Here is a 24,103-nt window from a genome sequence, read left to right on the forward strand (position 1 = left end):
TATGTACCTCATCAATGGCCAACTGCGTGACGACGTTAGCCCGAAAAGCGCCCTCGACAGCCTTCGAAAACAATTGCCCGGATTGCTTTCTGCACCGATCGACAGCGAGACCGTCATCGAAACCGCGGCTCGTTTCGCCACGCAACTACAGACTCGCAGTCTGAACCTGCCTCTGGACGACGATCAATGTCAGGGACTGATCGAGTTCTGCCAGCGCAGCAACCTGAGCACGAAGCTTGAGCGGGAACTGGGCTCGCAACCCCGTTCGCTGAGGTGTATCGACTACCGGCAGCCGCGCTTTGAAAGCTGGCACCCCTTGGGACTGGTGGTGCATGTGACGCCGGGCAATGCGCCGATGCTGGCGTTCTGCGCGGTTCTCGAAGGCCTGCTGGCCGGTAACATTAACTGGTTACGCCCCAGCGCCAGCGATGCGGGTTTGACTGCGCAATTGCTGGCTGCCTTTGTGAAGTGCGACACCAGTGGCAGGCTTGGCGAATTCGTCGCGGTGCTGCCCGTTGACACCTCTTGGATTGCCGAACTCTGCGCCCAGGCCGATGGCGTGTCAGCCTGGGGCGGTGAAAAGGCGCTCAAGGCTATTCGTCAGCAGATCCCCACTGGATGTCGCTGGATTGATTGGGGGCACAGGATCAGTTTCGCTTATCTGTCGCCTGACGCGGCCAACTCTTCGGCGCTGGATGCGTTGGTGGATGAGGTTTGCAGTCTGGATCAGCAAGCGTGTTCCAGCCCGCAATGGCTGCTGGTGGACAGCAACGACCCGGCCATCCTGCAGGACCTGGGCGAGCGTTTGAGCGAAGCCTTCAAGCGTCGCGCATCGCACTGGCCGGCGCTGGTGCCCACGGACCAGGAAGCGTGCGAGATCACCACCCGCACGGCCATGGCGCAACTGGATTATTGTTTTGCGATCCAGACCGGCCAGGTCTGGGCCGGCCACGGATGGCGGATCATCTGGGAACACCATCAGACGCTCGCGCCTTCACCGCTGTTTCGTACTGTGCTGCTCAAGCCCGTGCCGCAACACATGATCGCCGAGACGCTGTTGCCCTGGCGCACTGTCCTGCAAAGCTGCGCACTGATTTGCTCTCCGACAGAAACGTCAGGACTTGTGCGAACGCTGGTCAACGCTGGGGTCACCCGTATTGCGCCTTGCGCGGCGATTCATGACGGCTACGCCGGTGAGCCCCATGATGGCGTCTACGCGTTGACGCGTCTGAGTCGCCGCCTCTCGGTGAGCCTGTCGCCGGATGTTTTGCCTGGCCGGGCAACGCTCGACCCGGTCCCGCCCGCCCCTGAAACCCCCCGTGCGCCGATCATGGACAAAAACACCTTCACGACCCAGCCGATGGGCGCTGCGGCGCAATTGTATTTTCGCTCAGGAGGGAGCAGCGGTACTCCAGCCCTCGCCGGTTTCAGCTATCGCGACTTTCAACGGCAGATGCGCGCAGCGGCCGACGGCCTGTTCGCCGCCGGGCTCGATCCTTCACAGGACCGGGTCATGAACCTGTTTTACGGCGGCAGCCTGTACGGAGGCTTCCTCAGTTTTACCAAAATACTGGAACAGATGGGCGTCACACATTTCCCCATGGGTGCGCCCCAGGACGATGACTTCAGCGAAATCGCCCAACTGATCGTTGACCAGCGTGTCACCGTGCTGATTGGCATGCCGAGCACCTTGCATCGTCTGTTCTTCAACGAGCAGGCCCGACTCCGCACGTACGCAGGTATTGGCAAAGTGTTCCTCGGCGGCGAGCATCCGGGCCAAACCAGCCTGAGCCTAATGGAAAGCTGCGGGGTCTCGATGATCCGCTCGGCGATCTATGGCTCCGTCGATGCAGGTCCCTTGGGGCATGCGTGCGCAGCCACCGCGAACGGGGTGTTTCACTTGATGTGCGATACCCAGCATCTGGAAATTGTGCAGATCGAACAGGATGAACCGGTTCAGGCGAATGAAATCGGTCGCCTGCTGTTTACTTCACGAGCGCGGCAGGGCCAAACCGTGCGCCGATATGACGTGGGCGACACCGGTCGCTGGATACCCGGACCTTGCCCGTGCGGGCTGGACTCACCCCGATTCGAACTGCTCCAGCGCCACGGAAAACTGGTGCGAATGGGCACGGAGTTCATTTCGCCGTCGGCTCTGCAGGATAGCGTCGGCGCGCCCATTCAGATTGTTCTGGACCACGCCCCTGATGGCGTCGAGCGACTCAACGTTCTAACGGATGCAGACATCAACCAGGTTCGCAACGCATTGCTGAACCATGAAGCGCTGGCAAATGCCGTAAATGCCAACCTGTTAACTGTCGAAGTTCAAGTGTGCACGGAGCAAGCGTTCACTCGAAACAAACACAGCGGCAAAACACCGATGGTTATTGATAAAAGAAAATAAAAATACCGCCGACTACTCACAACTTGTTTTTAACCTCTAGACGCCTGATAAAAAAAAGAGAGACCCCAGTGAAATCAACTTATTCGCTCGAACAACTACTGCCTTATATAAGGCAACATTCAAACTTCTACCGCCAACAACTGGAACACTTACCGTCGCAGGGCATTACGTTACAAGATATACCGCTCACCAACGCCGTGGACTATTGGTCTGGCAGCAATGACTTGAGTCATTGGCCGGTCCTGACCGCAAAGGTCGACGATGCGCTGGTGTTTAAAACCGGCGGATCGACCAGCCAGGGCAAACTGACGGTGTACACCTATAACGAATGGCAAGAACTGGTCAGTACGTTCGGAGAAAGTTTCTCCTCTCAGCTGAACGACGGCGACCGTGTCGCCAATCTGTTTTTTTCCGGTGATCTTTACGCCAGTTTTCTGTTCATCCACGACTCACTGGCGCACGTCAGGCGATCGATCTGCGAGTTTCCATTTACCGGGCAAGTCGAGCTGGATGTATTGGCCGATGCGATTGATCAGCATCGGATCAACGTGCTGGTCGGTGTCCCGGCACAGCTGCTGCGACTGGCGGCCTACCTGAACCAGCATCGGCGAGTACTGTGCGGGGTTGATACGTTGCTGTACGGCGGCGAAAGCCTGTTTGCCCCGCAGGTGGCAATCCTCACCGACATGTTTCCCAACGTGCGCATTGCTTCCATTGGCTACGCCAGTGTAGACGCCGGCCTTATCGGGGCCAGCGGTCGCGACTGCGCCTTGGGCGAGCATCGGGTGTTTGAACCACAAACCTTGCTGGAGATCGTCGATGAACTCACCGGTGAAGTCATCGAAGAATGCGATCGCACCGGATTATTGGTGGTGACCAATCTGACTCGCCGGCTCATGCCACTGCTGCGTTATCCGGTGGGCGACCGCGCGTGCTGGCGCGAACCCGTCTCAACCCCGAAGCGCAAATTCGCCCTCAAGGGACGTAGTGTGCACAGCCAGCGAGTGCGAGTCGGGGTGCTGTCGCTGCTGATCGATGACATCCAGCAGATCGTCCAGCGCATTGCCCACAACGACCAATGGCAATTGCTGATCGAACATGACGAATACAAAGATATTTTGAGTGTGAAGTGGGTTCCCTCAGCGCTATCAATGGCCACCGTACCGGTGTGCCGAGAGTTGTACGAGGCGCTGGTTGAACACTATCCCGCCATCGAGGAACTGAGCCGCGAGGGTCTGTTGGAGTTGCGAGTGTTGTCCTGTGCGGTCACCGCATTGAAGCTTCACCCACGCTCCGGCAAACAACTGCGGGTCCTGGACTTGCGCGTGTATGACGCACCGTCGCCGGAGCCCGCATGATGCCTCATTTGATTTTTCGACCCTATCGGCCATCCGACGCACGTGCCGTGAGCCAGTTGTTTCGCGAGGTCTATGGCGATCATTACGTCCAGCCGGATGTTTACTTGCCGAATATGATCAATCAGCACAATGCCGAGGGGCGCTGGAAGTCGGTGCTGGCGGTGGACGACGTACGCGTTCTAGGGCATGCCGCGTTGTGCCATGACACACCTGCGGACACCACCGAGCTGGCCCTCAGTGTGGTGCATCCCGCCGCGCAGGGGCAGAGTATCGCAACCTGTCTGGGACGGGAGTTGCTGTCGCGGTCAGGTTCCATGGGGTTCAAGAGCGTCTCGATCAAACAAGTGACACACCATCCCTACACGCAACGCATGGCAGCAAACATCGGCTTCCACAGCACGGGTTTGCTTCCTGACTACGTCCCTTCGCCCTTCGCTGAGCCGCTGCCGGAAACCATCGTGATGGGTTGTTACGTCGCCGAAGGACATACGCGTCCACTCCCCGACATCCCATGGCCTGACAGCTGCCGGGGGTTTATGCAGCACTTGTGTTCCGTGTTCGGGACTCATCCGGACACGACGCCGTTGTCTTCTCTGCCCTTGCAACTCAAGCAACACCATAAAAGATTCGAAATGGTCATTCAGCGTTTGACCAAACGTCTGCTTGACCAGATCGGTCAATTGCCCAGGCACTGGCTGATCTCGGCCAAACTTCAGATGTCACGGCACTTTGCCCAGGACTTTCGCAATTTGGCGGCCCTTGGCTTCACCTTTACCGGGCTGATGCCTACATCAAACACCAATGGGTGGTTCGCCCTGTTTCATCGAGGGGCGCAGTCTCGACACCTCAACCTGCACTGCCCGCACATGCAACGTTTGCATGACGATTTACAGCAAAAAGCCAACACGCAGAGTTGCGCCGAAGCGCTGAACAGAGCCCGCTCAGCCGCATGAGTCTTTTCGATAAAAGTCATTGCCCGGCTGCGCGCAAAGCTCCACCAGCCAGTCGACAAACACCCTCACCCGCCGGGACAACTGGCGGTGTGGCGGGTAGAGCGCCGTCAGCGGCATCCCCGGTGTCGGCACCGTCCTGAGGACTTCACACAAACGGCCTTCGCTCAGCTGGCGGGCTACGTGGTAATACGGGGTCTGGACCAGACCATACCCCGCCTCACAAGCGGCCAGATAGCCATCGGCGCTGTTGACCGAGACTTGCTTGGGTAGATTAATAGCCTGAACCTGATCATTGACCATGAACTCCAGCCCATAACGCTTGCCGTTGCTGCTGGAGAAGTACTCCACCATCTGATGGCCTTCAAGGTCAGCCAGACACTGAGGCGTTCCGAATCGCTTCAAGTAGTCGGGGCTGGCACACGTGACCTGGTCCAGCATGGCCAACGGCCGCGCCACCAGTGAATCGTCCAGTGAGTCGCCGCCCCGCAGCACGCAATCGACGCCTTCGCGTATCAGGTCGACTGGCCGGTCATTCAAGCCGATTTCCAGCTCGATCAAGGGATACCGGGCAGTAAAGTGCGGTAATGCCGGGATCACCATCAAGCGTCCCACGCCCGCCGGCATGTCCACGCGCAACAGCCCCTTGGGGTTGTTGCGTGCAGCGCTGAACACCGCTTCGGTTTCCTCCAGGTCCGCCAGCAACCGTACGCAACGAGGGTAATAGGCCGCACCGTCGAGCGTCAGGCTGATCTGCCGCGTCGTGCGTTGCAGCAACTGCACACCGAGATGCGCCTCCAGCTGCTTGATCAGGATGGTCACTGAGGCCCGGGGCAATTGCAGGCTATCCGCCGCCTTGGCAAAGCCGCCCAGTTCGACGATTCGAGTGAATACGCGCATGGCGTTAAAACGGTCCATTGCTTTTGCTTACCGGCTGATTATTTAGAAATTACGAACAGTGATAGCAGTTTTAGCCGGTTTATCTAGTTTCTGTCGAGGTCAACAATGGACTCCACATTCACAAGGAGCTGATTTCATGCAAACACGTCAACTGGGCAAAAACGGTCCACAAGTGAGCGCGATAGGTCTGGGCTGCATGGGCATGAGCGATTTCTACACGACTGGCGTGGACATCCGCGAAGCCACGGCCACTCTGCACCGCGCGCTGGAGTTGGGGATCAACCTGCTCGACACCGCCGACATGTACGGCCCGCACACCAATGAAGAACTGATCGGCAAGGCCATCGTCGGCAAACGTGACCAGGTGTTTCTGGCCAGCAAATTCGGGATCGTCCGCGACCCGGGCAATCCGGTTGCGCGGGGCGTCAACGGCCGACCGGATTACATTCACGCCTCTATCGACGGCACCCTCAGGCGCCTCGGTGTCGAGACCCTGGATTTGTACTACCAGCACCGCATCGATCCGCAGGTGGCCATCGAGGAAACCGTCGGCGCCATGGCCGACCTGGTGAAAGCCGGCAAGGTTCGGTACCTGGGTTTGAGCGAGGCCTCGGTCGCAACGCTTGAGCGGGCACACAAGGTTCATCCGATCAGTGCGCTGCAGAGCGAGTATTCGTTATGGAGCCGTGACCAGGAGGGAAACGGTTGTCTGGCTGCGTGTCAGCGCCTGGGGGTTACCTTCGTCCCCTACAGCCCTTTGGGTCGTGGCTTTCTCACCGGAGCGCTGAAAAGTCCTGATGATTTCGCGGCAGACGACTACCGGCGCTTCAGCCCGCGTTTTCAAGGCGAGAATTTCGCCAAAAATCTGTTGCTGGTGCAGCAAGTGCAGGACCTGGCCGCAGAAAAAGGCGTGACCGCCGGCCAACTGGCGCTCGCATGGGTACTGGCTCAGGGCGATTACGTGATCCCGATTCCGGGAACCAAACAGCGTAAATACCTGGAAGAAAATGTGGCCGCGCTGGATGTGAAGCTCAGCGGCGAAGACTTGCAAGCGCTGGAAGCGATATTCCCGACCAATGCCACGGCCGGTTTACGTTACCCGGAAGAAGTCATGGAGTTACTTGACCGGTAACCGACACCTGGCCCATTCGACAAGTTGAGTGGGCCAGGACAATCGGGCGTCACGCCTTGGAACTGACGCCTTTGTCGGTCGGCACCGTCGTGCCGTTACCCTTGCCGTAAGTTTGTAAATTCTGCAGCACGTAGATCGCCGTTTTGTATTCCGGGATCAGGCCCACGGCGTACTTGTCACCCCTGATACTGTTGTTCTGAATGGTGTCCAGTTGGGTGGCGAAATACTCCAGTGCGTTGAATTTCGCATCCGGGTCTTTCTGTATCCCAAAGCGGTCAAACTTGTCACCGGCATTCATTAGCGTCATCGACGTAATATCGGAAATCAGGCCTTTGCCTCTCAAGAAGGCACTGAGATTGCCCAGCTGTTTGGGGGTGACGTTTTCCGGGTCGAAGCCTTTGATGTTTCTGTGCAGTTTCTGCTCATCCATTTTCGCGGTGTTCAGCAAGGTTGGATTGGTACCGACCAATGCCAGCATCTGCTTGACCCTGGCGTTATGCGTCACAGGCTTGCCGCCCGCCGTGTCCTTGACCAGCAACCCTGCCTTGGCCGTCCAGGCCCCGGTATAGCCGATAGTCATGTCCGAACTTCCGACTGCGCTACCTGGTGCAGACGTCCGTGTGAGGCGACCATAAAAAGCTCCTTGTTTAATCTGGTTTAGAGCGGGCGAGTATCAGCCTGGCCACTAGCCACACCTACAATTATTTCCGACTTTTTACAATTCTCATACATTTACGATATAATCAGGCAAGTGCCCTTTTTCATTGATCCAGGCATTAACTTGGAAAGTGAAATAGCAACTAACCAAGTAGTACGTACGCTTTGGTTAGTTAGTTTGTATCCATCACTATACCGCGCACCGCCCGTCACCCCGCACCGTTCCTGCACGATGGTACCTAAAGCTCGGCTTTCGCGAGCCGATAGCCCTTGGAAGCGTCGACTTCATACCGACGACCACAACAAGAACGCTGCACTAAGGACCGGTCCCATGCCCGCATTCCGTACCATTCAGGCTCGTTACACGCTGTTTCTGGTCCTGTTCATCCTGCTGTTGTCCGTGCTGACAGTGGTCGGCATCAGCCAATTGGTCGCACCGAAGCTACGTCACACCGAAGAACAAGTGGCCCTCAACCGAATTGCCGAAGTCGCCGAGCAAATCCAGGGCGAACTGAACAAGGTTCAGGCGCAACAGCGAAGCATCACCCAGACCATTCCCCTGCTCGACAGCGCCGCCATCGACACCGTCCTGCCGGGCCTGGTCGACCAGTACGGCGAGCTGAAAGTGTTCGGCGGCGGGATCTGGCCGCTGCCCGGTCAGCGCGAAGCCGGGCGCAACAAGTTCAGCACGTTCTGGCACCGGGATGCCTCGGGAAAACTGGCCGTTAACACCTTTTGGAACAGCGATGCCGCGCCCAACTACTACGACCAGACCTGGTACAAAGGCGGCATGCAAACCCCGCGCGGCCAATGCGCGTGGGCGGCAGCCTATAAAGATGACGCCAGCGCCGAGCCACGCACCAACTGCGCCATGGCCATCCAGAAGAATGGCGCGGCCTACGGCGTGTCGACCATCGACGTGACCCTGGGTTTTTTCAATGACCTGGTGGCACGCAAGGAGAAAGACCTCGGCGCCGAAATGCTGATCGTCGAAGCCGACGGCAAGATCATCAGCAACAGTTCGCGCATCAGCGGGCCGATCGTACTGAAGAACATCAGTGAGCTGGCCGGCAACTCGCCGTTCGCTACCCAGGTGAAGGCCGGCTTGCAAAACCGTGACCAGTCGCAGCGGGGCGAGTTCGACAACAACGGCGAAGCCAGCACCTTCTTCATGCGCCCGATCGAAGGGACACCCTGGTTCCTCGCCACCGCCCTGCCGACCAAGCTGATCACCGCCCAGCGCGACGACGTGCTCAGCACCCTGAGCCTGCTGCAAATCCCGATGGTGATCCTGCTGGTGTTGCTACAGATCTATGCGATTCGCCAACTGGTCCAGCGTATGAAAGCCCTGAAGGCCAACATCGACGCACTGTCAGCCGGTGACGCCGACTTGACCAAACGCATCACCATTCGCGCCGAAGACGAACTGGGCGCCATCGGCCACTCGGTCAACGCCTTCATCACCTACTTGCAGAACATGATCGGCGAAGTCACCCTGGCCACCGGCGCCATGGCCTCCAGCCTGGATAACCTGCAACGCACCTCCGCCCACACCAGCCAGATACTGGTGCGTCACGCCTCGGAAACCGATCAGACCGTCACCGCCATCACCGAGATGAGTTCGACCGCCGAAAGCGTTGCGCAAAACGCCGCCGAAACCGCTGCCTTCACCCAGCGCGCCAACGAAAACGCCGACCGTTCGCGGGTCGTGGTGGGCGAAGCGTCCAGCAGCGTGATTGCGCTGATCGACGAAGTGGCCAGCGCAACCCATAAAGTCGAAAGCATGCAACAGGACGCTCAACGCATCACCGAGATTCTCGGGGTCATCGGCGCCATTGCCGGGCAAACCAACCTGTTGGCCCTCAACGCTGCCATCGAAGCCGCCCGCGCCGGCGAGCAGGGCCGCGGTTTTGCCGTAGTCGCCGATGAAGTCCGCGCCCTCGCCGCCCGCACTCAGGCCAGTACGTCGCAAATCAATGAAATGCTCACCCGCCTGACGCAGGGTGTGAGTTCGTCGGTAACCGCCATGGAAAACACCCAGACCCGCTGCCAGTCGGCCGCTGATGCCACGGCACGGGTCAACACCGGTCTGGATGAAATGGCCGGCAACGTCAGCCACATCAACAGCCTTAGCACCCAGATCGCCACGGCCGCCGAGCAGCAAAGCGCGGTGACTGAAGAGATCAACCGCAGCATGGTGCAAATCCGTCACATGGTCGACGAACTGGTGAAAAGCGGCCAGGCCAGCGAGCTCAATACCCAACAACTGCTGGAAGCCAACAGTCGCGTGAGCGCGATCATGGGGCGGTTCAGAGTTCGTTAATTCTGCCCTACCCTGAGTGCCGTCCCCGGCACTCAGCGGCCAACCTGACAATCTTGTAATGTGCGCCTCATCTGGCTGACAGATGAGGCCTACGATGATCGAGCTGGCCAGTTTTGTATTACTTCGAAACACTCCTTGAATGCCTGGCCAAAAAAAATGGTCAGAATGCATTTTTTTGGCCGCAATTCGAAACGAGATTCCCCATGCGAACCCACCTGCGTCTGGTCGCCCTGAGCGCCCTGTTCATTTCCTCCCTGGCCCAGGCCGCCGACCTGATCCCGATCGAGGTTCACCGCGATGCCAATTGCGGGTGCTGCAAAAAATGGATCAGCCATCTGGAAGCCAACGGCTTCAAAGTCGAGGATCACGTCGAGGCCAATATGAGCGAATTCAAGCAACAGCACGGCGTGCCTCCGCGTCTGGCGTCGTGCCATACCGGTTTGATCAACGGCAAATTCGTTGAAGGTCATGTCCCTGCCGATCAGGTGCTGGCCTTGAGAAAGCGCGACGATCTGTTGGGCGTGGCCGCACCCGGTATGCCCATGGGGTCGCCGGGCATGGAAGTGGACGGCACGAGCGATGCGTATCAAGTGATCGGCCTGAAAAAGGACGGCTCTGACGTGGTAGTGGCGGACTACCCCGCCCATTGATGTTCGGTGCGTACATCGGGCTGTTCTTCGCCGCATTCGGTGCGGCAACCTTGCTGCCCTTGCAGTCCGAAGCGGTGTTGGTGGGGCTGTTGCTCAGCGGCAAGTATTGGCTCTGGTCGCTGCTAGCCGTGGCGACATTGGGCAATGTTCTGGGGTCGCTGGTGAACTGGTGGCTGGGGCGCGGTATCGAGCGGTTTCGTGATCGGCGCTGGTTTCCGGTCAGCCCGCGCCATTTGGAAAAAGCCCGAGTCCATTATCAGCGCTACGGTCATTGGTCGTTGCTGCTGAGCTGGGTGCCTGTGATCGGTGATCCGCTGACCTTGGTGGCCGGCGTGATGCGCGAGCCGCTGGGGCGATTCCTGCTGATCGTGACCCTTGCCAAAGGCACCCGTTATGGTGTGTTGGCCATGGCCACATTGGGCTGGATGGGTTGAACGATCATCCACGGCGATTGCCTGTGTTTAATGTCGCCCTAATCATGCCGATCCAGCATCGGCCGATTTCCAATGGAGTTCACCCATGTCCCTCACCCGCTCCCGCTGGCTGCCCGGCCTGCTGCTGACCGCTGCATTGCCTGTCATTGCTCACGCCGAAGGCCCGGAATACGGGCCGGAGCTGCAAGGCTTCGAGTACCCCTACACGGTCAAGCATTTTGCCTTTGAGTCCCAGGGCAAATCCCTGCAAATGGGTTACATGGATGTCGCAGCCCACGGCAAGGCCAATGGACGCAGCGTGGTGCTGATGCACGGCAAGAACTTCTGCGGTGCCACCTGGGACACTTCGATCAAGGCCCTGAGCGAGGCCGGTTACCGGGTCATCGCCCCGGATCAGATCGGTTTCTGCACCTCCAGTAAACCGGACAACTATCAGTACAGTTTCCAGCAACTGGCAACCAACACCCAGCAACTGCTCAAGGCCCTGGGCATTCAGAAGGCCAGTGTTCTCGGGCATTCCACCGGCGGCATGCTCGCCACTCGTTATGCCTTGCAATATCCCGATCAGGTCGAGCAACTGGCGCTGGTCAATCCCATCGGACTGGAAGACTGGAAAGCCCTCGGCGTGCCCTATCGCACCGTTGATCAATGGTATGAGCGCGAGTTGAAGGTCACCGCACAAGGCATCCATGACTATCAACGCAGTACCTATTACGACGGCCGCTGGAAACCCGAGTTTGACCGCTGGGTGGACATGTATGCGGGCCTGAGCAAAGGCCCGGGTAAAACCCAGGTAGCGTGGAATTCGGCGCTGATCTACGACATGATCTTCACCCAACCGGTGTACTACGAGTTCAAGGACCTGAAGATGCCGACCCTGCTGCTGATCGGTACGTCCGACACCACGGCCATCGGCAGCGACATCGCACCGCCCGAGGTCAAGGCGAAACTCGGTCACTACAACGTCCTCGGCAAACAGGTGGCGAAACTGATTCCCCGGTCGACGCTGGTCGAATTCCCCGGCATGGGCCACGCGCCGCAAATGGAAGAACCGGCGCAATTCCACCAGGCCCTGCTCGCCTGGCTGAACAAAACCAACCCCGTTCATTGATGAGGTAAGGCTGATGGCAGTGCAGATTGCGGTGATTGATGACTGGCAGGACGTGGCCCGTGACGTGGTGGACTGGTCGGTGCTGGACGACATCGGCCAAGTGAATTTCATCCATGACTACCCTGCCGACAACGAAATCCTGGCGGCACGGTTGGGCGAGTTCGAGGTGATCTGCGTGATGCGCGAGCGCACCCGGTTCGATGAGGACCTGCTGCGACGCTTACCGAAACTCAAGCTGCTGGTCACCGGCAGCATGCGTAACGCCGCCCTGGACCTGAAAGCGGCCGCCGCGCTGGGCATTCAGGTCTGTGGCACCGACAGTTACAAGCACGCCGCGCCGGAACTGACCTGGGCGCTGATCATGGCGACGACCCGCAACCTGGTGGTCGAAGCCAACGCCCTGCGCGCCGGTTTATGGCAGCAAAGCCTGGGTGGCGACCTGCACGGCAAGACCCTGGCGATCCTGGGTCTGGGCAGCATCGGCACTCGCGTTGCCCAGTTCGGTCAGGTGTTCGGCATGCGGGTGATTGCCTGGAGCGAGAACCTGACCGCCGAACGTGCAGCCGAGGTCGGCGTGTCCTACGTCAGCAAACAGGAACTGTTCGAACAGGCCGATGTGCTGTCGGTCCATCTGGTACTCAGCGATCGTAGCCGAGGCTTGGTGGACGCCCAGGCGCTGGACTGGATGAAGCCCTCGGCGCTGCTGGTCAACACGGCGCGTGGGCCGATCGTCGATGAAGCGGCGTTGATCAAGGCGTTGCAGAAACGGCGACTGGCAGGCGCTGCGCTGGACGTCTTCGAGCAGGAACCCTTGCCGCCTCATCATCCGTTCAGAACCCTGGACAATGTGCTGGCCACGCCCCACGTCGGGTATGTCAGCCAACAGAACTATCACCAGTTCTTTTCGCAGATGATTGAGGACATTCAGGCCTGGTCTGCGGGAGAACCGATCCGTCTACTGAGCTAATACCGAGTCATCGTTCTTCGCGAGCAAGCCCGCTCCCACATTTGATCTGTGTCGTCCACAAAATCAATGTGGGAGCGAGCTTGCTCGCGAATGGCCTCACCACCGATCTAACTGCCCTTCTCTGCCACAAACGCCGCCGTCTCATAGGGCACAGCGACTACGTCTCTGCCACGCAGATCAGGCTCCGCCGCAATCAGAGCCCTGATCTGCTCATCCACCTTCGCCCGCTCCACCGCCGGTAATGCTGCAACAAAACTGGTGGAGCGCACGCGGTTGAAAATCACATCTTCCGGCGAACCTGTATGCCCATGGCTGAAACGCTGTTCTGCCAGCGGTCCGAACGCCGCATGCGGAAACGCCTGCCGCCAGGCCCCGGTGTAATAGCGCGGCGTATCGCCCTCCAGCGCATTGACGATCGCATCCAGTTTCGGCACCCAGCTCACCCGGGTATCCCGCAGGTTCCACACCAGCCCCAGCTTGCCGCCGGGTTTGAGTACACGGGCAATTTCGGTCAGTGCTTCAGTACTGGCAAACCAGTGAAAGGCCTGGGCGCAGATCACCACGTCCACCGAAGCATCGGGCAGCGGCAGGTCCATGGCGGTGCCGCTGACGGCCAGCACTTCGGGGAAGGCTTCGGACAATTTCTCGAGCATCTGCGCCACCGGCTCCACCGCAATCACTTGCGCACCCGTCGCCACCAGCCGACCGGTGAACTTGCCAGTGCCGGCGCCCAGATCAACCACGGCTTTGTCCGCGTTCAAACCAAGGGTGCCCGTCAGCCAATCGGCCACTTGCGGCGGATAGTCCGGACGACCGCGAACGTAGGTATCAGCGCCGGCTTTATAGCCGGCGGCCGCCGAGTGATGGACCTGATCTTTCATGGCAGTGCTCCAGATCTACAACGAATGCTATCGAGCATAGCGCCTCGATTTGAGCTTTCCTTGCACAGACCGCCAGAAAAAAATGAATAATTGTTCACCCTGTGGTGTTCACCTTTCATCCCCCATGAGAGTTCACCATTTCAGCCTGCGTGATAATACTTTGCGCCGCACATTGCCGGGACGTGGTACGAACTGAAACGAATAAACCTGTGGAGCATCGCCCATGAACACCCGTTTCGCTGTGTTAACCGCCCCGTTGCTGCTGGCGGTCGCCTTGTCCAGTTCGCTTGCATTCGCCAATGGTGGTGGCGATGACGCCCCCGCAAGACCTAGTTGCCCCAAAGGGCAGGTCTTCGACTCCCGGTCGCAAAAATGCCTCAAGCAAACCAGCAGTCTGGTACCGGACGCCGACCGCGCCGATTACGCTTATCGCCTGGCCAAGGACGGTCGCTACGAAGAAGCCTTGGCCCTGCTCGACACCCTCAAAGAGCCAAACACCGCCAAGGCCTTGAACTATCGCGGCTACGCTACACGTAAACTGGGGCGCACCGACGAAGGCATCGGTTATTACCTGCAATCGGTCCAACTTGACCCGCACTACGCACAAGTTCGCGAATACCTTGGCGAAGCGTATGTGATCAAAGGTCGGCTGGACCTCGCTCAGGAACAGTTGCAGCAGATCAAAACCATCTGCGGCAGCACCACCTGCGAGGAATACCAGGACCTGGCCGAAGCCATCAACGATTCATCGAAAACCTGACACACCGAGCAGACGGAGGTCGCCATCGCCAGCGATCAGGCAATACGGACAGAACTGGGGCAGCACCTGGCGCGTTTATGGCGCTACGGCTTGCTGTTGTCCCGGCAACGGCATGTCGCCGAAGACCTGGTGCAGGCCACCTGCGTGCGGGCGCTCGAGCGTGCCGGGCAGTTTGTCCCGGGCAGCCGCATGGACCGCTGGCTGCTGAGCATTCTGCATTCGATCTGGCTCAACGAAGTCCGCGCACGAAGAGTGCGTCATGGACAGGGGCTGGTGGATGCCGACAACGCCTTGTCGTTCGATGGTGAATACGCGGCGCAAACCCATGTCCTCGCGGCTCAGGTGATCAGGCGTGTGGATGCCCTGCCCGAAGCCCAGCGCGAAACGGTGTTTCTCGCCTACGTCGAGGGTTTGTCCTACCGCGAAGTGGCCGAGGTCCTGGACGTGCCCATCGGCACGGTCATGAGTCGCCTGGCCGCCGCACGCGCGAAACTGGCCGAGTATCCGCCATTGCACACTGTGCCGAACCCTTCCACTGGAGAACGTCGATGAACGACAGCGCACGACCGACGATACCTTCGGATGAGCAACTGGTGGCCTACCTCGACAACCAGCTCGACAGCGAACAGCGCACCCGCATCGACGCGGCCATCCTTGATGACCCAACGCTCAACCTGCGCCTGCAATGGCTGGCCCGCAGCAGCCTGCCGTTCAAGGAGGCCTACGACGAGTTGGGTCGACAGGCGCCCGTGGATCGCTTGCAATCGATGCTCGACACCTTGCCTTCACCTGAACGCCCGGCCATGAATCGGCGCTGGTTTCTCGCAGCGGCCGCCGGATTGGTGGTGAGCGGTGTGGTAGCGGATCGGCTGTTCCTCGGTTGGCAGTTGAGTCAGCAAAAGGAAAACTGGCGCGGGCTGGTGGCCGAGTACATGTCGCTTTACGTGCCGCAAACCCTGGACCACTTGCCCACTGACGAAGCCGCTCAGCAGGCGCAACTGCGGACCATCGATGCGCGTCTTGGCCTGAATCTTGTGCCGGCGAAACTGACCCTGCCACGGTCCGAGTTCAAGCGCGCGCAAATCCTCGAGTACGACGGCGTCGCCATTGCCCAGATTACCTACCTGGACCCGGCCCACGGCCCCATGGCGCTGTGCGTCACCCGCTCCAACAGCGGCAGCCGGCATTTCGCCCAGGAGCGCCGGCATGGGATGAACATTGTCTATTGGGCTGACATGCAACATGCCTGGATGTTGATCGGGCATAACCCGGTGGCGGATCTGGAGGACATGGCGAAATTGTTGAGAGGCCGGCTTAGTGCGTGATCTCATTTGTCACTATGCTGGGTGTCCCAATTCCAAGGAGGAACCTACCCATGCCGATTTCTTCACGCACTGCTTTGCTGGTCATCGACGTACAGAACGACTTCATCCCCGGCGGCCATCTACCGGTGCCGGAGGGCGACCGGATCGTCCCTCTGATCAACCGCCTCGGCGCCCGGTTCACTCAAGTCATCATCGCCCAGGACTGGCACCCGGCCGGACATGCGTCCTTCGCCTCCAGCCACCCGGGCCGCGCGCCTTATGACGTCATTCAACTGCCTTATGGCGAACAGACGCTCTGGCCGGACCATTGCGTGCGAGCCACGCCCGGTGCCGAGTTGCACAAGGATCTGGACCTGCCCCACGCCCAATTGATCATCCGCAAGGGCTGCAACCCGGACATCGACAGTTACTCGGCGTTTCTGGAGGCGGACCGAACGACCACCACAGGCTTGGCCGGGTACTTGAAGGAACGCGGTATCGACACGGTTTATCTGGTTGGGCTGGCACTCGATTTCTGCGTGATGTTTTCCGCACTGGATGCGCGGGCGGCAGGGTTTAACGCGTTTGTGGTGTTGGATGCGTGTCGGGCGATTGATCTGGACGGCTCACTGGCCGCGGCGATCGAGCGGATGCAGGTGGCTGGGGTTGGGTTGATTGAATCCACCGAAGTGCCAGGTTAACCCCCTGTAGCAGCTGTCGAGCAGCGCGAGGCTGCGTTCGGCTGCGAAGCAGTCGTAAAGTCAGGCACCCCGTTCTTCCAGGAAAACCGCATCCGTCGGGTTGGCGAGGACTTCGGTCGAGCGCGACCCCGGCTCGAACGCAGCCTCGCAGGCTCGGCAGCTGCTACACAGAGTGCGTCAGGCTGAGGTGGGCAGCCACAAACGGAACCGTGCGCCGCCCAATGGCGACGGTTCCACAGTCAGTGTGCCGCCCTGGGCTTCCAGCGCCCGCCGACTGATGGCCAACCCCAGACCGAAGCCTCCCGTGGCCCGATCCCGACTGCGATCCAGCCGATAGAACGGTTCGAAAATCCGCTCACGCTCCTCATCCGGAATACCGATCCCGTCATCGTCCACCCAGATTTCAGCCCCCTTGGCACACACCCGCACACCAATCTGAATGCGTTTTTCGCAGTAGCGCATCGCATTGCGTAGCAGGTTCTGAATAGCACGGGCAGTCAGCCTTGGGTCGAGGGCGAAGCGTTCAAGTTGTCCGTGCAAGAGCACATCGATAACGATGTCCGGGGACTCCAGTTCTTCGTCGACGCTGCCAAGGATGCTGTCGATAAATTCATCCAGCGACACTTCGACCTGCTCCGGCAACCGCGCCGGGTTTTGCAGGCGGCTGTAGGACAGCAGTTCCAGCACCAACTCATCGAGTTCGCGAATGTGCGCGACCAGACCTTGCAGACGCTCGCGGCTGGCGGCAGGCAAATCGTCGGATAACGCCAGCGCCAGGCCGAAATCCAGTCGTGTCAGGGGCGTGCGCAATTCGTGAGAGACGGCATTGAGCAGGTCGCGCTGCTGGTTGAGCAGGTTCTCGATATCGCCAGCCATGGTGTCGAAGACATTGGCCAGGCTGCCGATGTTGGAGCTTGGGGAAATCTGCGTGCGCTCGCCGAGGTGACCCTTACCGAAACGTTCAGCCGTACCTTTGAGGCGTTCCAGGTCGCGCCAGTGCGGGCGCAACCACAGCAACAGGCAGGCGAGCATGGTCGCGCCGATCAGCACGTTGATGCTCCAGTACAACAGGCTGACGTCCATCGGGTCCGGCGGCACGACCATCTCCACCACCGTCCGCTCGCTCAGCGGCGACACCGCCAGGGTGCGCCAGCCCCAGTCGCCAATGCGCACGACGTTCTCGCCACGCTGCAAACGCTTGCGCTCATCAGGGGTGAAATCGGCATCGTCGTTACCGGTCAGGACGATGTGCAGCGGCTGGAATTCCTTGTCCATCTCTGCGGCCAAGGCCGGCCACTGTTCCGGGGGCACGGCGTGAAACTGTTTGACGATGAGGGTTTGCAGCCCGCGCGAATAATCGAGGTTGTAGGTGACAAAGCGCTCCTGGAAGACCTTGATCACCACGTCAGGCACCAGATAGATCGCCGCGCTGTACGAAACGATGGTCACCAGGTACAGGCGAAACAGGATTCTGAACATCGACTCAGCATTCCCACTCGGAACGGCTGAACAGGTAACCCTTGCCCCACACGGTCTTGATCTTGCGCGCCTCGCCGGCGTGGTCGTCGAACTTGCGCCGCAGCTTGGAAATCGCCACGTCCACCGAGCGGTCGGTGCCATTGAACTCAATGCCGCGCAGGCGTTGCAGAATCTGGTCGCGGCTGAGCACTTCGCCGGCATGCCGGGCGAGCACCACCAGCAGGTTGTATTCGCCGCTGGACAGTTCGACCAACTGCTCGCGCCAGGTCACGGTGCGCTCGGACAGGTCGATGCACAGATTGCCCATCAGAATGCGGTCGTTGGCCGTCTGCGGTTCGGTGAGGCTGCTGCGCCGCAGCAACGTCCGCACTCGGGCCAGCAACACCCGCGGTTCGCAGGGTTTGGTGACGTAGTCGTCGGCGCCCATTTCCAGGCCCAGCACCTGATCGTGACTGTCGTCGCGGGCGGTGAGCATCAGGATCGGCAACGTGGCCGAATCGGCGCGCAGCAAGCGGCAGACTTGCAGGCCATCGAGCCCCGGCAGCATCAGGTCGAGGATCACCAGGTCCGGCGGATTGACCCGCGCACGTTCGCGCACATGGTCACCACGGCTGATCACGCTGACGCTATAGCCGTTGCGTTCCAGGTAACTGGCAATCAATTCGGAGAGCGCGGTGTCGTCTTCGACCAGGAGGATGTTGGGCATGGGTGTTTCCAGAAGGTGCTGTAGCGCCTGATACACCGCTATCGCGAGCAAGCTCGCTCCCACAGGGGAATGCATTTCAAAATGTGGGAGCGAGCTTGCTCGCGAAGGCGGCCTGACAGTCGCAAAAGGAATCAAGCTGCCAAGGATATACGCCCTCGCCCGTGCCTGAGTAAAACCCTTACACAATTTCACACAGCGCCTACAAAGCTTCACCGCTACCGTCGTCGCCTCCCCGTAGGATGCTGGGGGGTCATTATTGGGGTATTACATGTCAAAGAATCTGCTTGCCAGGCTCAGCCTGATTGCACTGGCGGTGACGCTGAGCGCTTGTGACAAGGCCTCGACGGCCGAAGAACAGGCGCCTCTGGCCACGGTTCGCATCGAGACCATCCAAGCCAGCCCCCTGTCGATAACCAGCGAATTGAGCGGGCGGATTGCCGCGCCACGCATTGCCGAAGTCCGCGCCCGGGTTGCCGGGGTGGTGTTGCAACGGGCGTTCCGTGAAGGCAGCGATGTGAAAAAAGGCGAAGTGTTGTTCCGTATCGACCCGGCGCCGTTCAAGGCTGACCTGGACAGTGCCGAAGCGGCGCTGCGCAAGGCTGAAGCCAATGCGTTCCAGGCGCGCCTGCAAGAGCAGCGTTACGCGCAGTTGATCGAAGGCAATGCCATCAGCGGCCAGGATTATGACAACGCCCGGGCCAGTGCCCGGCAAACCGCTGCCGACGTCGCCGCGAACAAAGCCGCCGTGGAGCGGGCGAAACTCAACCTGGGTTACGCCACGGTCACGGCGCCGATCTCCGGGCGCATCGGCCGCGCGTTGGTGACCGAAGGCGCACTGGTCGGGCAGAACGAAATCACACCGCTGGCATTGATTCAGCAACTGAACCCGATTCATGCCGACCTCACCCAATCGACCCGCGAACTCAACGACCTGCGCCGGGCGTTCCGTTCCGGCCAGTTGCAGCAGGTCGGTCAGGACCAGGCCAAAGCCACGCTGATCCAGGACGACGGCAGTCTCTATCCGTTGCCCGGCAAGTTGCTGTTCGCCGACATCACCGTCGACCCCGGCACCGGTCAGATCATTCTGCGCAGCGAATTTCCCAACCCGGACCTCGACTTGCTGCCGGGCAGCTTCGTTCGCGTGCGTCTGGAGCAAGCGGTCAATCAACAAGGCATCAGCGTGCCGCAACGGGCCATTCAGCGTGACAGTGCCGGCATCGCCCAAGTGCTGTTGCTCGACGCCGAACAGCGGGTCGGCCAGCAACCGGTCGAACTGGGCGCCGTGCAGAACGATCGCTGGATCGTCACCGCCGGGCTCAAGCCCGGTGATCGCATCGTCACCGAAGGCCTGCAACACGCCCGTCCCGGTGAAAAAGTGCAGATCGACGACACCCCTCTTCCACTTGCCCAGGCTTCTGGTCAGTAAGCAGGACGCTTCTTTATGCCGCAGTTCTTTATCGATCGCCCGGTGTTCGCCTGGGTGGTTGCCCTGTTCATCCTGTTGGCCGGCGCCTTGGCCATTCCACAGTTGCCGGTGGCGCAATACCCCAACGTAGCGCCGCCGAAAGTCGAAATCTACGCCGTGTACCCCGGTGCTTCGGCGCAAACCGTGGACGAAAGCGTGGTCAGCCTGATCGAGGAAGAACTCAACGGCGCGGACCATCTGCTGTATTTCGAATCCCAGAGCAGCCTCGGCAGTGCCACCATCACCGCGACGTTCCAGCCGGGCACTGACCCGGAAATGGCTCAGGTCGATGTGCAAAACCGCCTGAAAGTGGTCGAGTCACGTCTGCCTCAAGCGGTGACGCAGCAGGGTTTGCAGGTGGAGAAAGTCTCCGCCGGCTTCCTGCTGCTGATCACCCTCACCTCCAGCGACGGCAAGCTCGACGACGTGGCGCTCAGCGATTATCTGGCGCGCAACGTGATGAACGAGATCAAGCGTCTGGACGGCGTCGGCAAGGCGCAGTTGTACGGTGCCGAACGGGCGATGCGAATCTGGATCGACCCGCAAAAGCTGATCGGTTTCAACCTGACCCCGGCTGACGTCAACGCCGCCATCGTCGCGCAGAACGCGCAAGTGTCGGCCGGCAGCATCGGCGATTTGCCGACCCGCACCACCCAGGAAATCACCGCGACTATTCTGGTCAAAGGCCAGTTGTCGACGCCGGAAGAATTCGCCGACATTGTCCTGAAAGCCAATCCTGACGGCTCAACTGTGCGCATCAAAGACGTGGCGCGCGTCGAGATCGGCAGTCAGGAATATCAGTTCTCCACCCGCCTCAACGGCAAACCGTCGACTGCCGTCAGCGTGCAGTTGGCACCGGGCGCCAATGCCTTGAGCACTGCCACGTTGGTGCGGGCGAAGATGGACGAACTGGCGCGCTACTTCCCGGCTGGCGTGGAATACAAGATCCCGTATGACACCTCGCCCTTCGTCAAAGTCTCGATCACCAAGGTGGTTTACACCCTCGGCGAGGCGATGTTGCTGGTGTTTGCGGTGATGTTCCTGTTCCTGCAAAACATCCGCTACACGCTGATTCCGACCCTGGTGGTGCCGGTGGCGCTGATGGGCACCTTTGCGACCATGTTGGCCCTCGGCTTCTCGATCAACGTGCTGACCATGTTCGGCATGGTACTGGCGATCGGCATCCTGGTGGATGACGCGATTGTGGTGGTGGAAAACGTCGAGCGGATCATGGCCACCGAGGGCCTGTCACCCAAAGAGGCAACGCGCAAGGCGATGAAGCAGATCACCGGCGCAATCATCGGCATCACGCTGGTGCTGGTGGCGGTGTTCATTCCGATGGCGTTCATGCAGGGTTCGGTCGGGGTGATTTACCGGCAATTCTCCTTGTCGATGGCCACCTCGATTCTGTTCTCGGCGTTCCTCGCCCTGACCTTGACCCCGGCACTGTGCGCAACGTTGCTCAAGCCGATTGCCAAGGGCGAACATCACGAGAAGCGCGGGTTCTTCGGCTGGTTCAACCGGCGTTTCGAGCAACTGACCGAGCGTTACCAGGGCTGGGTCGCCTATGCGTTGAAACGCTCTGGCCGTTACCTGCTGATCTACGGCGTACTGCTGATCGGATTGGGCGTGTGCTTCAGTCGACTGCCCTCCTCATTCCTGCCGGTGGAGGATCAGGGCTACACCATCACCGACATTCAGTTGCCGCCGGGTGCAAGCAAGAACCGAACAGTGCAGGTGGTCGAGCAGATCGAAGCCCACAACGCCACTGAACCCGGCGTTGGCGACAGCACGGTGATTCTCGGTTTCAGCTTCTCCGGCAGCGGTCAGAACGCGGCGTTGGCGTTTACCACGCTCAAGGATTGGTCTGAACGGGGCAGCGACGACTCAGCCAGTTCGATTGCCGATCGCGCCAACATCGCGTTGAGCCAGATCAAGGACGCCGTAGCGTTTGCGGTACTGCCGCCGCCGGTTGACGGTCTTGGCACCTCCAGCGGTTTCGAGTTCCGCCTGCAGGACCGTGGCGGTCTTGGCCATGCCACGCTGATGCAGGCGCGCAGTGAATTGCTCGCTGCCGCCGAGAAAAGTCCGATCCTGATGAACGTGCGCGAAAGCGCCCTGGCCGAAGCGCCGCAGGTGCAACTGGAAGTCGACCGCAAACAGGCCAATGCGCTGGGCGTGTCCTTTGCCGATATTGGCAATGTGCTATCCACTGCCGTCGGTTCGGCCTACATCAACGACTTCCCCAATCAGGGGCGGATGCAGCGGGTGGTGGTTCAGGCCGAAGGCGATCAGCGCAGTCAGGTCGCCGATCTGTTGAAGATCCACGTGCGCAACAGCGCCGGGAAAATGGTGCCGTTGTCGGCCTTCGTCCAGGCCAAATGGACTCAGGGCCCGGCGCAATTGACTCGCTACAACGGCTACCCGGCGATCAGCATTTCCGGCGAACCGTCGCCCGGTCACAGCACCGGTGAAGCCATGGCGGAAATCGAACGACTGGTTGCACTTGGCCCGGCGGGATTGGGGCAGGAATGGACCGGGTTGTCATTGCAGGAACGGTTATCCGGCAGTCAGGCGCCGATCCTGCTCGGGCTGTCGCTATTGATCGTGTTTCTGTGTCTGGCGGCGTTGTATGAGAGCTGGTCGATTCCGACCTCGGTGCTGCTGGTGGTGCCGCTCGGCGTGCTCGGCGCGGTATTGGCCGTGACCTTGCGCGGGATGCCCAACGACGTGTTCTTCAAGGTCGGGCTGATCACCATCATCGGGCTGTCGGCGAAGAACGCGATCCTGATCATCGAATTCGCCAAGAGCCTGTACGACGAAGGCCACGACCTGATCGACGCCACGCTGCAAGCCGCGCGCCTGCGCCTGCGGCCGATTGTGATGACGTCGATGGCGTTCATCCTCGGCGTGGTGCCGCTGGCGATTGCCACCGGGGCCAGTTCGGCAAGCCAGCAAGCGATCGGCACCGGGGTGATTGGCGGGATGATCACGGCGACGCTGGCGGTGGTGTTTGTGCCGGTGTTTTTTGTGGTGGTGATGAAGTTGGTCCGCAAGCGGAGCACGGATATCTGACCCGACACCCATCACTGTGGGAGCGAGCTTGCTCGCGATGAGGCCATAAAAGTCGATATCTATGTTGGCTGTTACGCCGTCATCGCGAGCAAGCTCGCTCCCACAGGAGGCCTCATCGCCTACAGCTTGGTGGTCACAACGAACTGCGCTGGGCTAAGGTGTTTGCAAAGCCCTGACGCATCGAGTTCACATGCCCTTCCTCGCCCGCACCCACCCTCGCCTGTCCGCCGCCTTCACTCTCGGCGTTGCGGCAGGCATTCTGACACCAGCCGACTCGATCATCAGCAAAATCCTCATCGGCTGGAACACCGGGGTCTGGAGTTACCTGATCCTGATGCTCTGGCTCACCGCGCGCGCCAAAGCGCCGGACGTGAAGCGCATTGCCGAGGTCGAAGACGAAAACGCCGGGCTGGTGCTGTTTGTTGTATGCATCGCCGCAATTGCCAGCCTGGCGACCATCACCTTCGAGCTGGCCGGCAGCAAGGACCTGGAAACGGCCCGCAAGCTGCTGCATTACGGTTTTACCGCGTTGACGGTCATCGGTTCATGGCTGCTGATCGGGGTAATTTTCAGCGTGCACTACGCCCGTCTGTTCTACACCTGGGGCGGCAAAGACCCGGCACTGCGTTTTGCTGAAGGTCTGACAACGCCCAATTACTGGGACTTCCTGTATTTCTCTTTCACCATCAGCGCGGCGGTCCAGACGTCCGATGTTGGCGTGGCAACTCGGGATTTGCGCAAGATTGTCCTGGCGCAGTCGCTGATCGGCTTTCTGTTCAACACGGCCATTCTCGGGTTCTCGATCAACATCGCGGCGGGACTGTTTGGCTGACAGTTACACCAACC

The 24,103-nt window shown here is 60.0% G+C and carries 20 protein-coding genes and 2 pseudogenes; 17 read left to right on the top strand and 5 right to left on the bottom strand.

Annotated features, from left to right (window positions below; translation table 11 throughout):
* Position 1: 1 nt before the first annotated feature.
* The 3 genes from E3W21_RS12475 to E3W21_RS12485 all read left to right on the top strand — a co-directional run bounded on the left by E3W21_RS12475 (position 2) and on the right by E3W21_RS12485 (position 4,715).
* Positions 2–2,404 carry an acyl-CoA reductase gene (locus E3W21_RS12475; RefSeq protein WP_134420066.1) on the top strand — a complete coding sequence of 801 codons (2,403 nt, stop codon included), beginning with the start codon at positions 2–4 and terminating at the stop codon, positions 2,402–2,404.
* A gap of 68 nt (positions 2,405–2,472) precedes the next feature.
* Positions 2,473–3,762: an AMP-binding protein gene (locus E3W21_RS12480; RefSeq protein WP_134420068.1), complete on the top strand. Its 1,290-nt coding sequence runs from the start codon at positions 2,473–2,475 to the stop codon at positions 3,760–3,762.
* Positions 3,762–4,715, top strand: a complete 954-nt coding sequence (locus tag E3W21_RS12485; protein WP_134420070.1) for a GNAT family N-acetyltransferase — start codon at positions 3,762–3,764, stop codon at positions 4,713–4,715. Before E3W21_RS12480 ends, E3W21_RS12485 begins: the two co-directional genes overlap by 1 nt.
* Here E3W21_RS12485 and E3W21_RS12490 read toward each other — a convergent pair.
* Entirely contained in the window at positions 4,704–5,630 is a 927-nt protein-coding gene (locus E3W21_RS12490) for a LysR family transcriptional regulator (protein WP_134420072.1), read from the bottom strand. The genes E3W21_RS12485 and E3W21_RS12490 overlap by 12 nt on opposite strands.
* Positions 5,631–5,748: 118 nt before the next feature.
* On the opposite strand from E3W21_RS12490, the gene E3W21_RS12495 reads away from it, so the two are divergent.
* Complete coding sequence (locus E3W21_RS12495; protein WP_134420074.1) at positions 5,749–6,744, top strand: aldo/keto reductase; 996 nt, start codon at positions 5,749–5,751, stop codon at positions 6,742–6,744.
* A 49-nt stretch (positions 6,745–6,793) separates the two neighbouring features.
* On the opposite strand, the gene E3W21_RS12500 is transcribed toward E3W21_RS12495, so the two are convergent.
* Positions 6,794–7,324: a hypothetical protein gene (locus E3W21_RS12500; protein ID WP_134420076.1), complete on the bottom strand. Its 531-nt coding sequence runs from the start codon at positions 7,322–7,324 to the stop codon at positions 6,794–6,796.
* Between the two features lie 408 nt (positions 7,325–7,732).
* Here E3W21_RS12500 and E3W21_RS32335 point away from each other — a divergent pair.
* From E3W21_RS32335 to E3W21_RS12525, 6 genes and pseudogenes are all read left to right on the top strand, one after another.
* A pseudogene (locus E3W21_RS32335) lies at positions 7,733–8,863 on the top strand (cache and HAMP domain-containing protein); the annotation flags it as partial.
* 333 nt (positions 8,864–9,196) lie between these two features.
* Positions 9,197–9,724: pseudogene (locus E3W21_RS32340) on the top strand (methyl-accepting chemotaxis protein); the annotation flags it as partial.
* A gap of 203 nt (positions 9,725–9,927) precedes the next feature.
* Positions 9,928–10,374 carry a DUF411 domain-containing protein gene (locus tag E3W21_RS12510; RefSeq protein WP_134420078.1) on the top strand — a complete coding sequence of 149 codons (447 nt, stop codon included), beginning with the start codon at positions 9,928–9,930 and terminating at the stop codon, positions 10,372–10,374.
* A complete protein-coding gene (locus E3W21_RS12515; protein WP_129444441.1) occupies positions 10,374–10,808 on the top strand; it encodes a YqaA family protein in 435 nt (144 codons plus the stop codon). Before E3W21_RS12510 ends, E3W21_RS12515 begins: the two co-directional genes overlap by 1 nt.
* A gap of 85 nt (positions 10,809–10,893) precedes the next feature.
* On the top strand, positions 10,894–11,919 hold the full coding sequence (locus E3W21_RS12520; protein WP_134420080.1) for an alpha/beta fold hydrolase: 1,026 nt from the start codon (positions 10,894–10,896) through the stop codon (positions 11,917–11,919).
* A 13-nt stretch (positions 11,920–11,932) separates the two neighbouring features.
* Positions 11,933–12,886: a D-2-hydroxyacid dehydrogenase family protein gene (locus E3W21_RS12525; RefSeq protein ID WP_134420082.1), complete on the top strand. Its 954-nt coding sequence runs from the start codon at positions 11,933–11,935 to the stop codon at positions 12,884–12,886.
* Between the two features lie 107 nt (positions 12,887–12,993).
* On the opposite strand, the gene E3W21_RS12530 is transcribed toward E3W21_RS12525, so the two are convergent.
* Positions 12,994–13,767, bottom strand: coding sequence for a class I SAM-dependent methyltransferase (locus tag E3W21_RS12530; RefSeq protein WP_134420084.1), 774 nt, complete (start codon positions 13,765–13,767; stop codon positions 12,994–12,996).
* A gap of 223 nt (positions 13,768–13,990) precedes the next feature.
* On the opposite strand from E3W21_RS12530, the gene E3W21_RS12535 reads away from it, so the two are divergent.
* The 4 genes from E3W21_RS12535 to pncA are packed head-to-tail and all read left to right on the top strand — an operon-like array spanning position 13,991 to position 16,532.
* Positions 13,991–14,527, top strand: coding sequence for a tetratricopeptide repeat protein (locus E3W21_RS12535; RefSeq protein ID WP_134420086.1), 537 nt, complete (start codon positions 13,991–13,993; stop codon positions 14,525–14,527).
* A 54-nt stretch (positions 14,528–14,581) separates the two neighbouring features.
* Complete coding sequence (locus tag E3W21_RS12540; protein WP_218570165.1) at positions 14,582–15,079, top strand: sigma-70 family RNA polymerase sigma factor; 498 nt, start codon at positions 14,582–14,584, stop codon at positions 15,077–15,079.
* The gene (locus E3W21_RS12545) at positions 15,076–15,852 is read left to right on the top strand and encodes an anti-sigma factor (RefSeq protein ID WP_134420090.1); all 777 of its coding nucleotides are present in this window, start codon (positions 15,076–15,078) and stop codon (positions 15,850–15,852) included. The genes E3W21_RS12540 and E3W21_RS12545 overlap by 4 nt, the downstream gene beginning before the upstream one ends.
* 50 nt (positions 15,853–15,902) lie before the next feature.
* A complete protein-coding gene (gene pncA / locus E3W21_RS12550; protein ID WP_134420092.1) occupies positions 15,903–16,532 on the top strand; it encodes a bifunctional nicotinamidase/pyrazinamidase in 630 nt (209 codons plus the stop codon).
* Between the two features lie 177 nt (positions 16,533–16,709).
* On the opposite strand, the gene E3W21_RS12555 is transcribed toward pncA, so the two are convergent.
* On the bottom strand, positions 16,710–18,011 hold the full coding sequence (locus E3W21_RS12555; protein ID WP_134420094.1) for an ATP-binding protein: 1,302 nt from the start codon (positions 18,009–18,011) through the stop codon (positions 16,710–16,712).
* Positions 18,012–18,015: 4 nt separating this feature from the next.
* Positions 18,016–18,717 (bottom strand): response regulator transcription factor, encoded by a 702-nt coding sequence (locus tag E3W21_RS12560; RefSeq protein WP_008155184.1) that lies wholly within the window; start codon positions 18,715–18,717, stop codon positions 18,016–18,018.
* Positions 18,718–18,985: 268 nt separating this feature from the next.
* Here E3W21_RS12560 and E3W21_RS12565 point away from each other — a divergent pair, with 268 nt between their 5' ends.
* The 3 genes from E3W21_RS12565 (at position 18,986) to E3W21_RS12575 (ending at position 24,089) form a co-directional block, all read left to right on the top strand.
* Positions 18,986–20,143, top strand: a complete 1,158-nt coding sequence (locus E3W21_RS12565) for an efflux RND transporter periplasmic adaptor subunit (RefSeq protein WP_134420096.1) — start codon at positions 18,986–18,988, stop codon at positions 20,141–20,143.
* A 15-nt stretch (positions 20,144–20,158) separates the two neighbouring features.
* Positions 20,159–23,257, top strand: coding sequence for an efflux RND transporter permease subunit (locus E3W21_RS12570; protein WP_134420098.1), 3,099 nt, complete (start codon positions 20,159–20,161; stop codon positions 23,255–23,257).
* Positions 23,258–23,447: 190 nt separating this feature from the next.
* Positions 23,448–24,089, top strand: coding sequence for a DUF1345 domain-containing protein (locus E3W21_RS12575; RefSeq protein ID WP_134420100.1), 642 nt, complete (start codon positions 23,448–23,450; stop codon positions 24,087–24,089).
* The last annotated feature ends 14 nt before the right edge of the window (positions 24,090–24,103 follow it).

It is taken from the genome of Pseudomonas sp. F01002, assembly GCF_004402115.1.
In the GTDB taxonomy this organism is placed as follows: domain Bacteria; phylum Pseudomonadota; class Gammaproteobacteria; order Pseudomonadales; family Pseudomonadaceae; genus Aquipseudomonas; species Aquipseudomonas frigoris.

Bases quoted from the DNA above. Each gene is read 5' to 3' on its own strand.
- pncA (WP_134420092.1), top strand. From the start codon at position 15,903: ATGCCGATTTCTTCACGCACTGCTTTGCTGGTCATCGACGTACAGAAC.
- E3W21_RS12520 (WP_134420080.1), top strand. From the start codon at position 10,894: ATGTCCCTCACCCGCTCCCGCTGGCTGCCCGGCCTGCTGCTGACCGCT.
- E3W21_RS12495 (WP_134420074.1), top strand. From the start codon at position 5,749: ATGCAAACACGTCAACTGGGCAAAAACGGTCCACAAGTGAGCGCGATA.
- E3W21_RS12535 (WP_134420086.1), top strand. From the start codon at position 13,991: ATGAACACCCGTTTCGCTGTGTTAACCGCCCCGTTGCTGCTGGCGGTC.
- E3W21_RS12545 (WP_134420090.1), top strand. From the start codon at position 15,076: ATGAACGACAGCGCACGACCGACGATACCTTCGGATGAGCAACTGGTG.
- E3W21_RS12555 (WP_134420094.1), bottom strand. From the start codon at position 18,011: ATGTTCAGAATCCTGTTTCGCCTGTACCTGGTGACCATCGTTTCGTAC.
- E3W21_RS12485 (WP_134420070.1), top strand. From the start codon at position 3,762: ATGCCTCATTTGATTTTTCGACCCTATCGGCCATCCGACGCACGTGCC.
- E3W21_RS12560 (WP_008155184.1), bottom strand. From the start codon at position 18,717: ATGCCCAACATCCTCCTGGTCGAAGACGACACCGCGCTCTCCGAATTG.
- E3W21_RS12490 (WP_134420072.1), bottom strand. From the start codon at position 5,630: ATGGACCGTTTTAACGCCATGCGCGTATTCACTCGAATCGTCGAACTG.
- E3W21_RS12565 (WP_134420096.1), top strand. From the start codon at position 18,986: ATGTCAAAGAATCTGCTTGCCAGGCTCAGCCTGATTGCACTGGCGGTG.
- E3W21_RS12475 (WP_134420066.1), top strand. From the start codon at position 2: ATGTACCTCATCAATGGCCAACTGCGTGACGACGTTAGCCCGAAAAGC.
- E3W21_RS12530 (WP_134420084.1), bottom strand. From the start codon at position 13,767: ATGAAAGATCAGGTCCATCACTCGGCGGCCGCCGGCTATAAAGCCGGC.
- E3W21_RS12525 (WP_134420082.1), top strand. From the start codon at position 11,933: ATGGCAGTGCAGATTGCGGTGATTGATGACTGGCAGGACGTGGCCCGT.
- E3W21_RS12515 (WP_129444441.1), top strand. From the start codon at position 10,374: ATGTTCGGTGCGTACATCGGGCTGTTCTTCGCCGCATTCGGTGCGGCA.
- E3W21_RS12500 (WP_134420076.1), bottom strand. From the start codon at position 7,324: ATGACTATCGGCTATACCGGGGCCTGGACGGCCAAGGCAGGGTTGCTG.
- E3W21_RS12575 (WP_134420100.1), top strand. From the start codon at position 23,448: ATGCCCTTCCTCGCCCGCACCCACCCTCGCCTGTCCGCCGCCTTCACT.
- E3W21_RS12510 (WP_134420078.1), top strand. From the start codon at position 9,928: ATGCGAACCCACCTGCGTCTGGTCGCCCTGAGCGCCCTGTTCATTTCC.
- E3W21_RS12570 (WP_134420098.1), top strand. From the start codon at position 20,159: ATGCCGCAGTTCTTTATCGATCGCCCGGTGTTCGCCTGGGTGGTTGCC.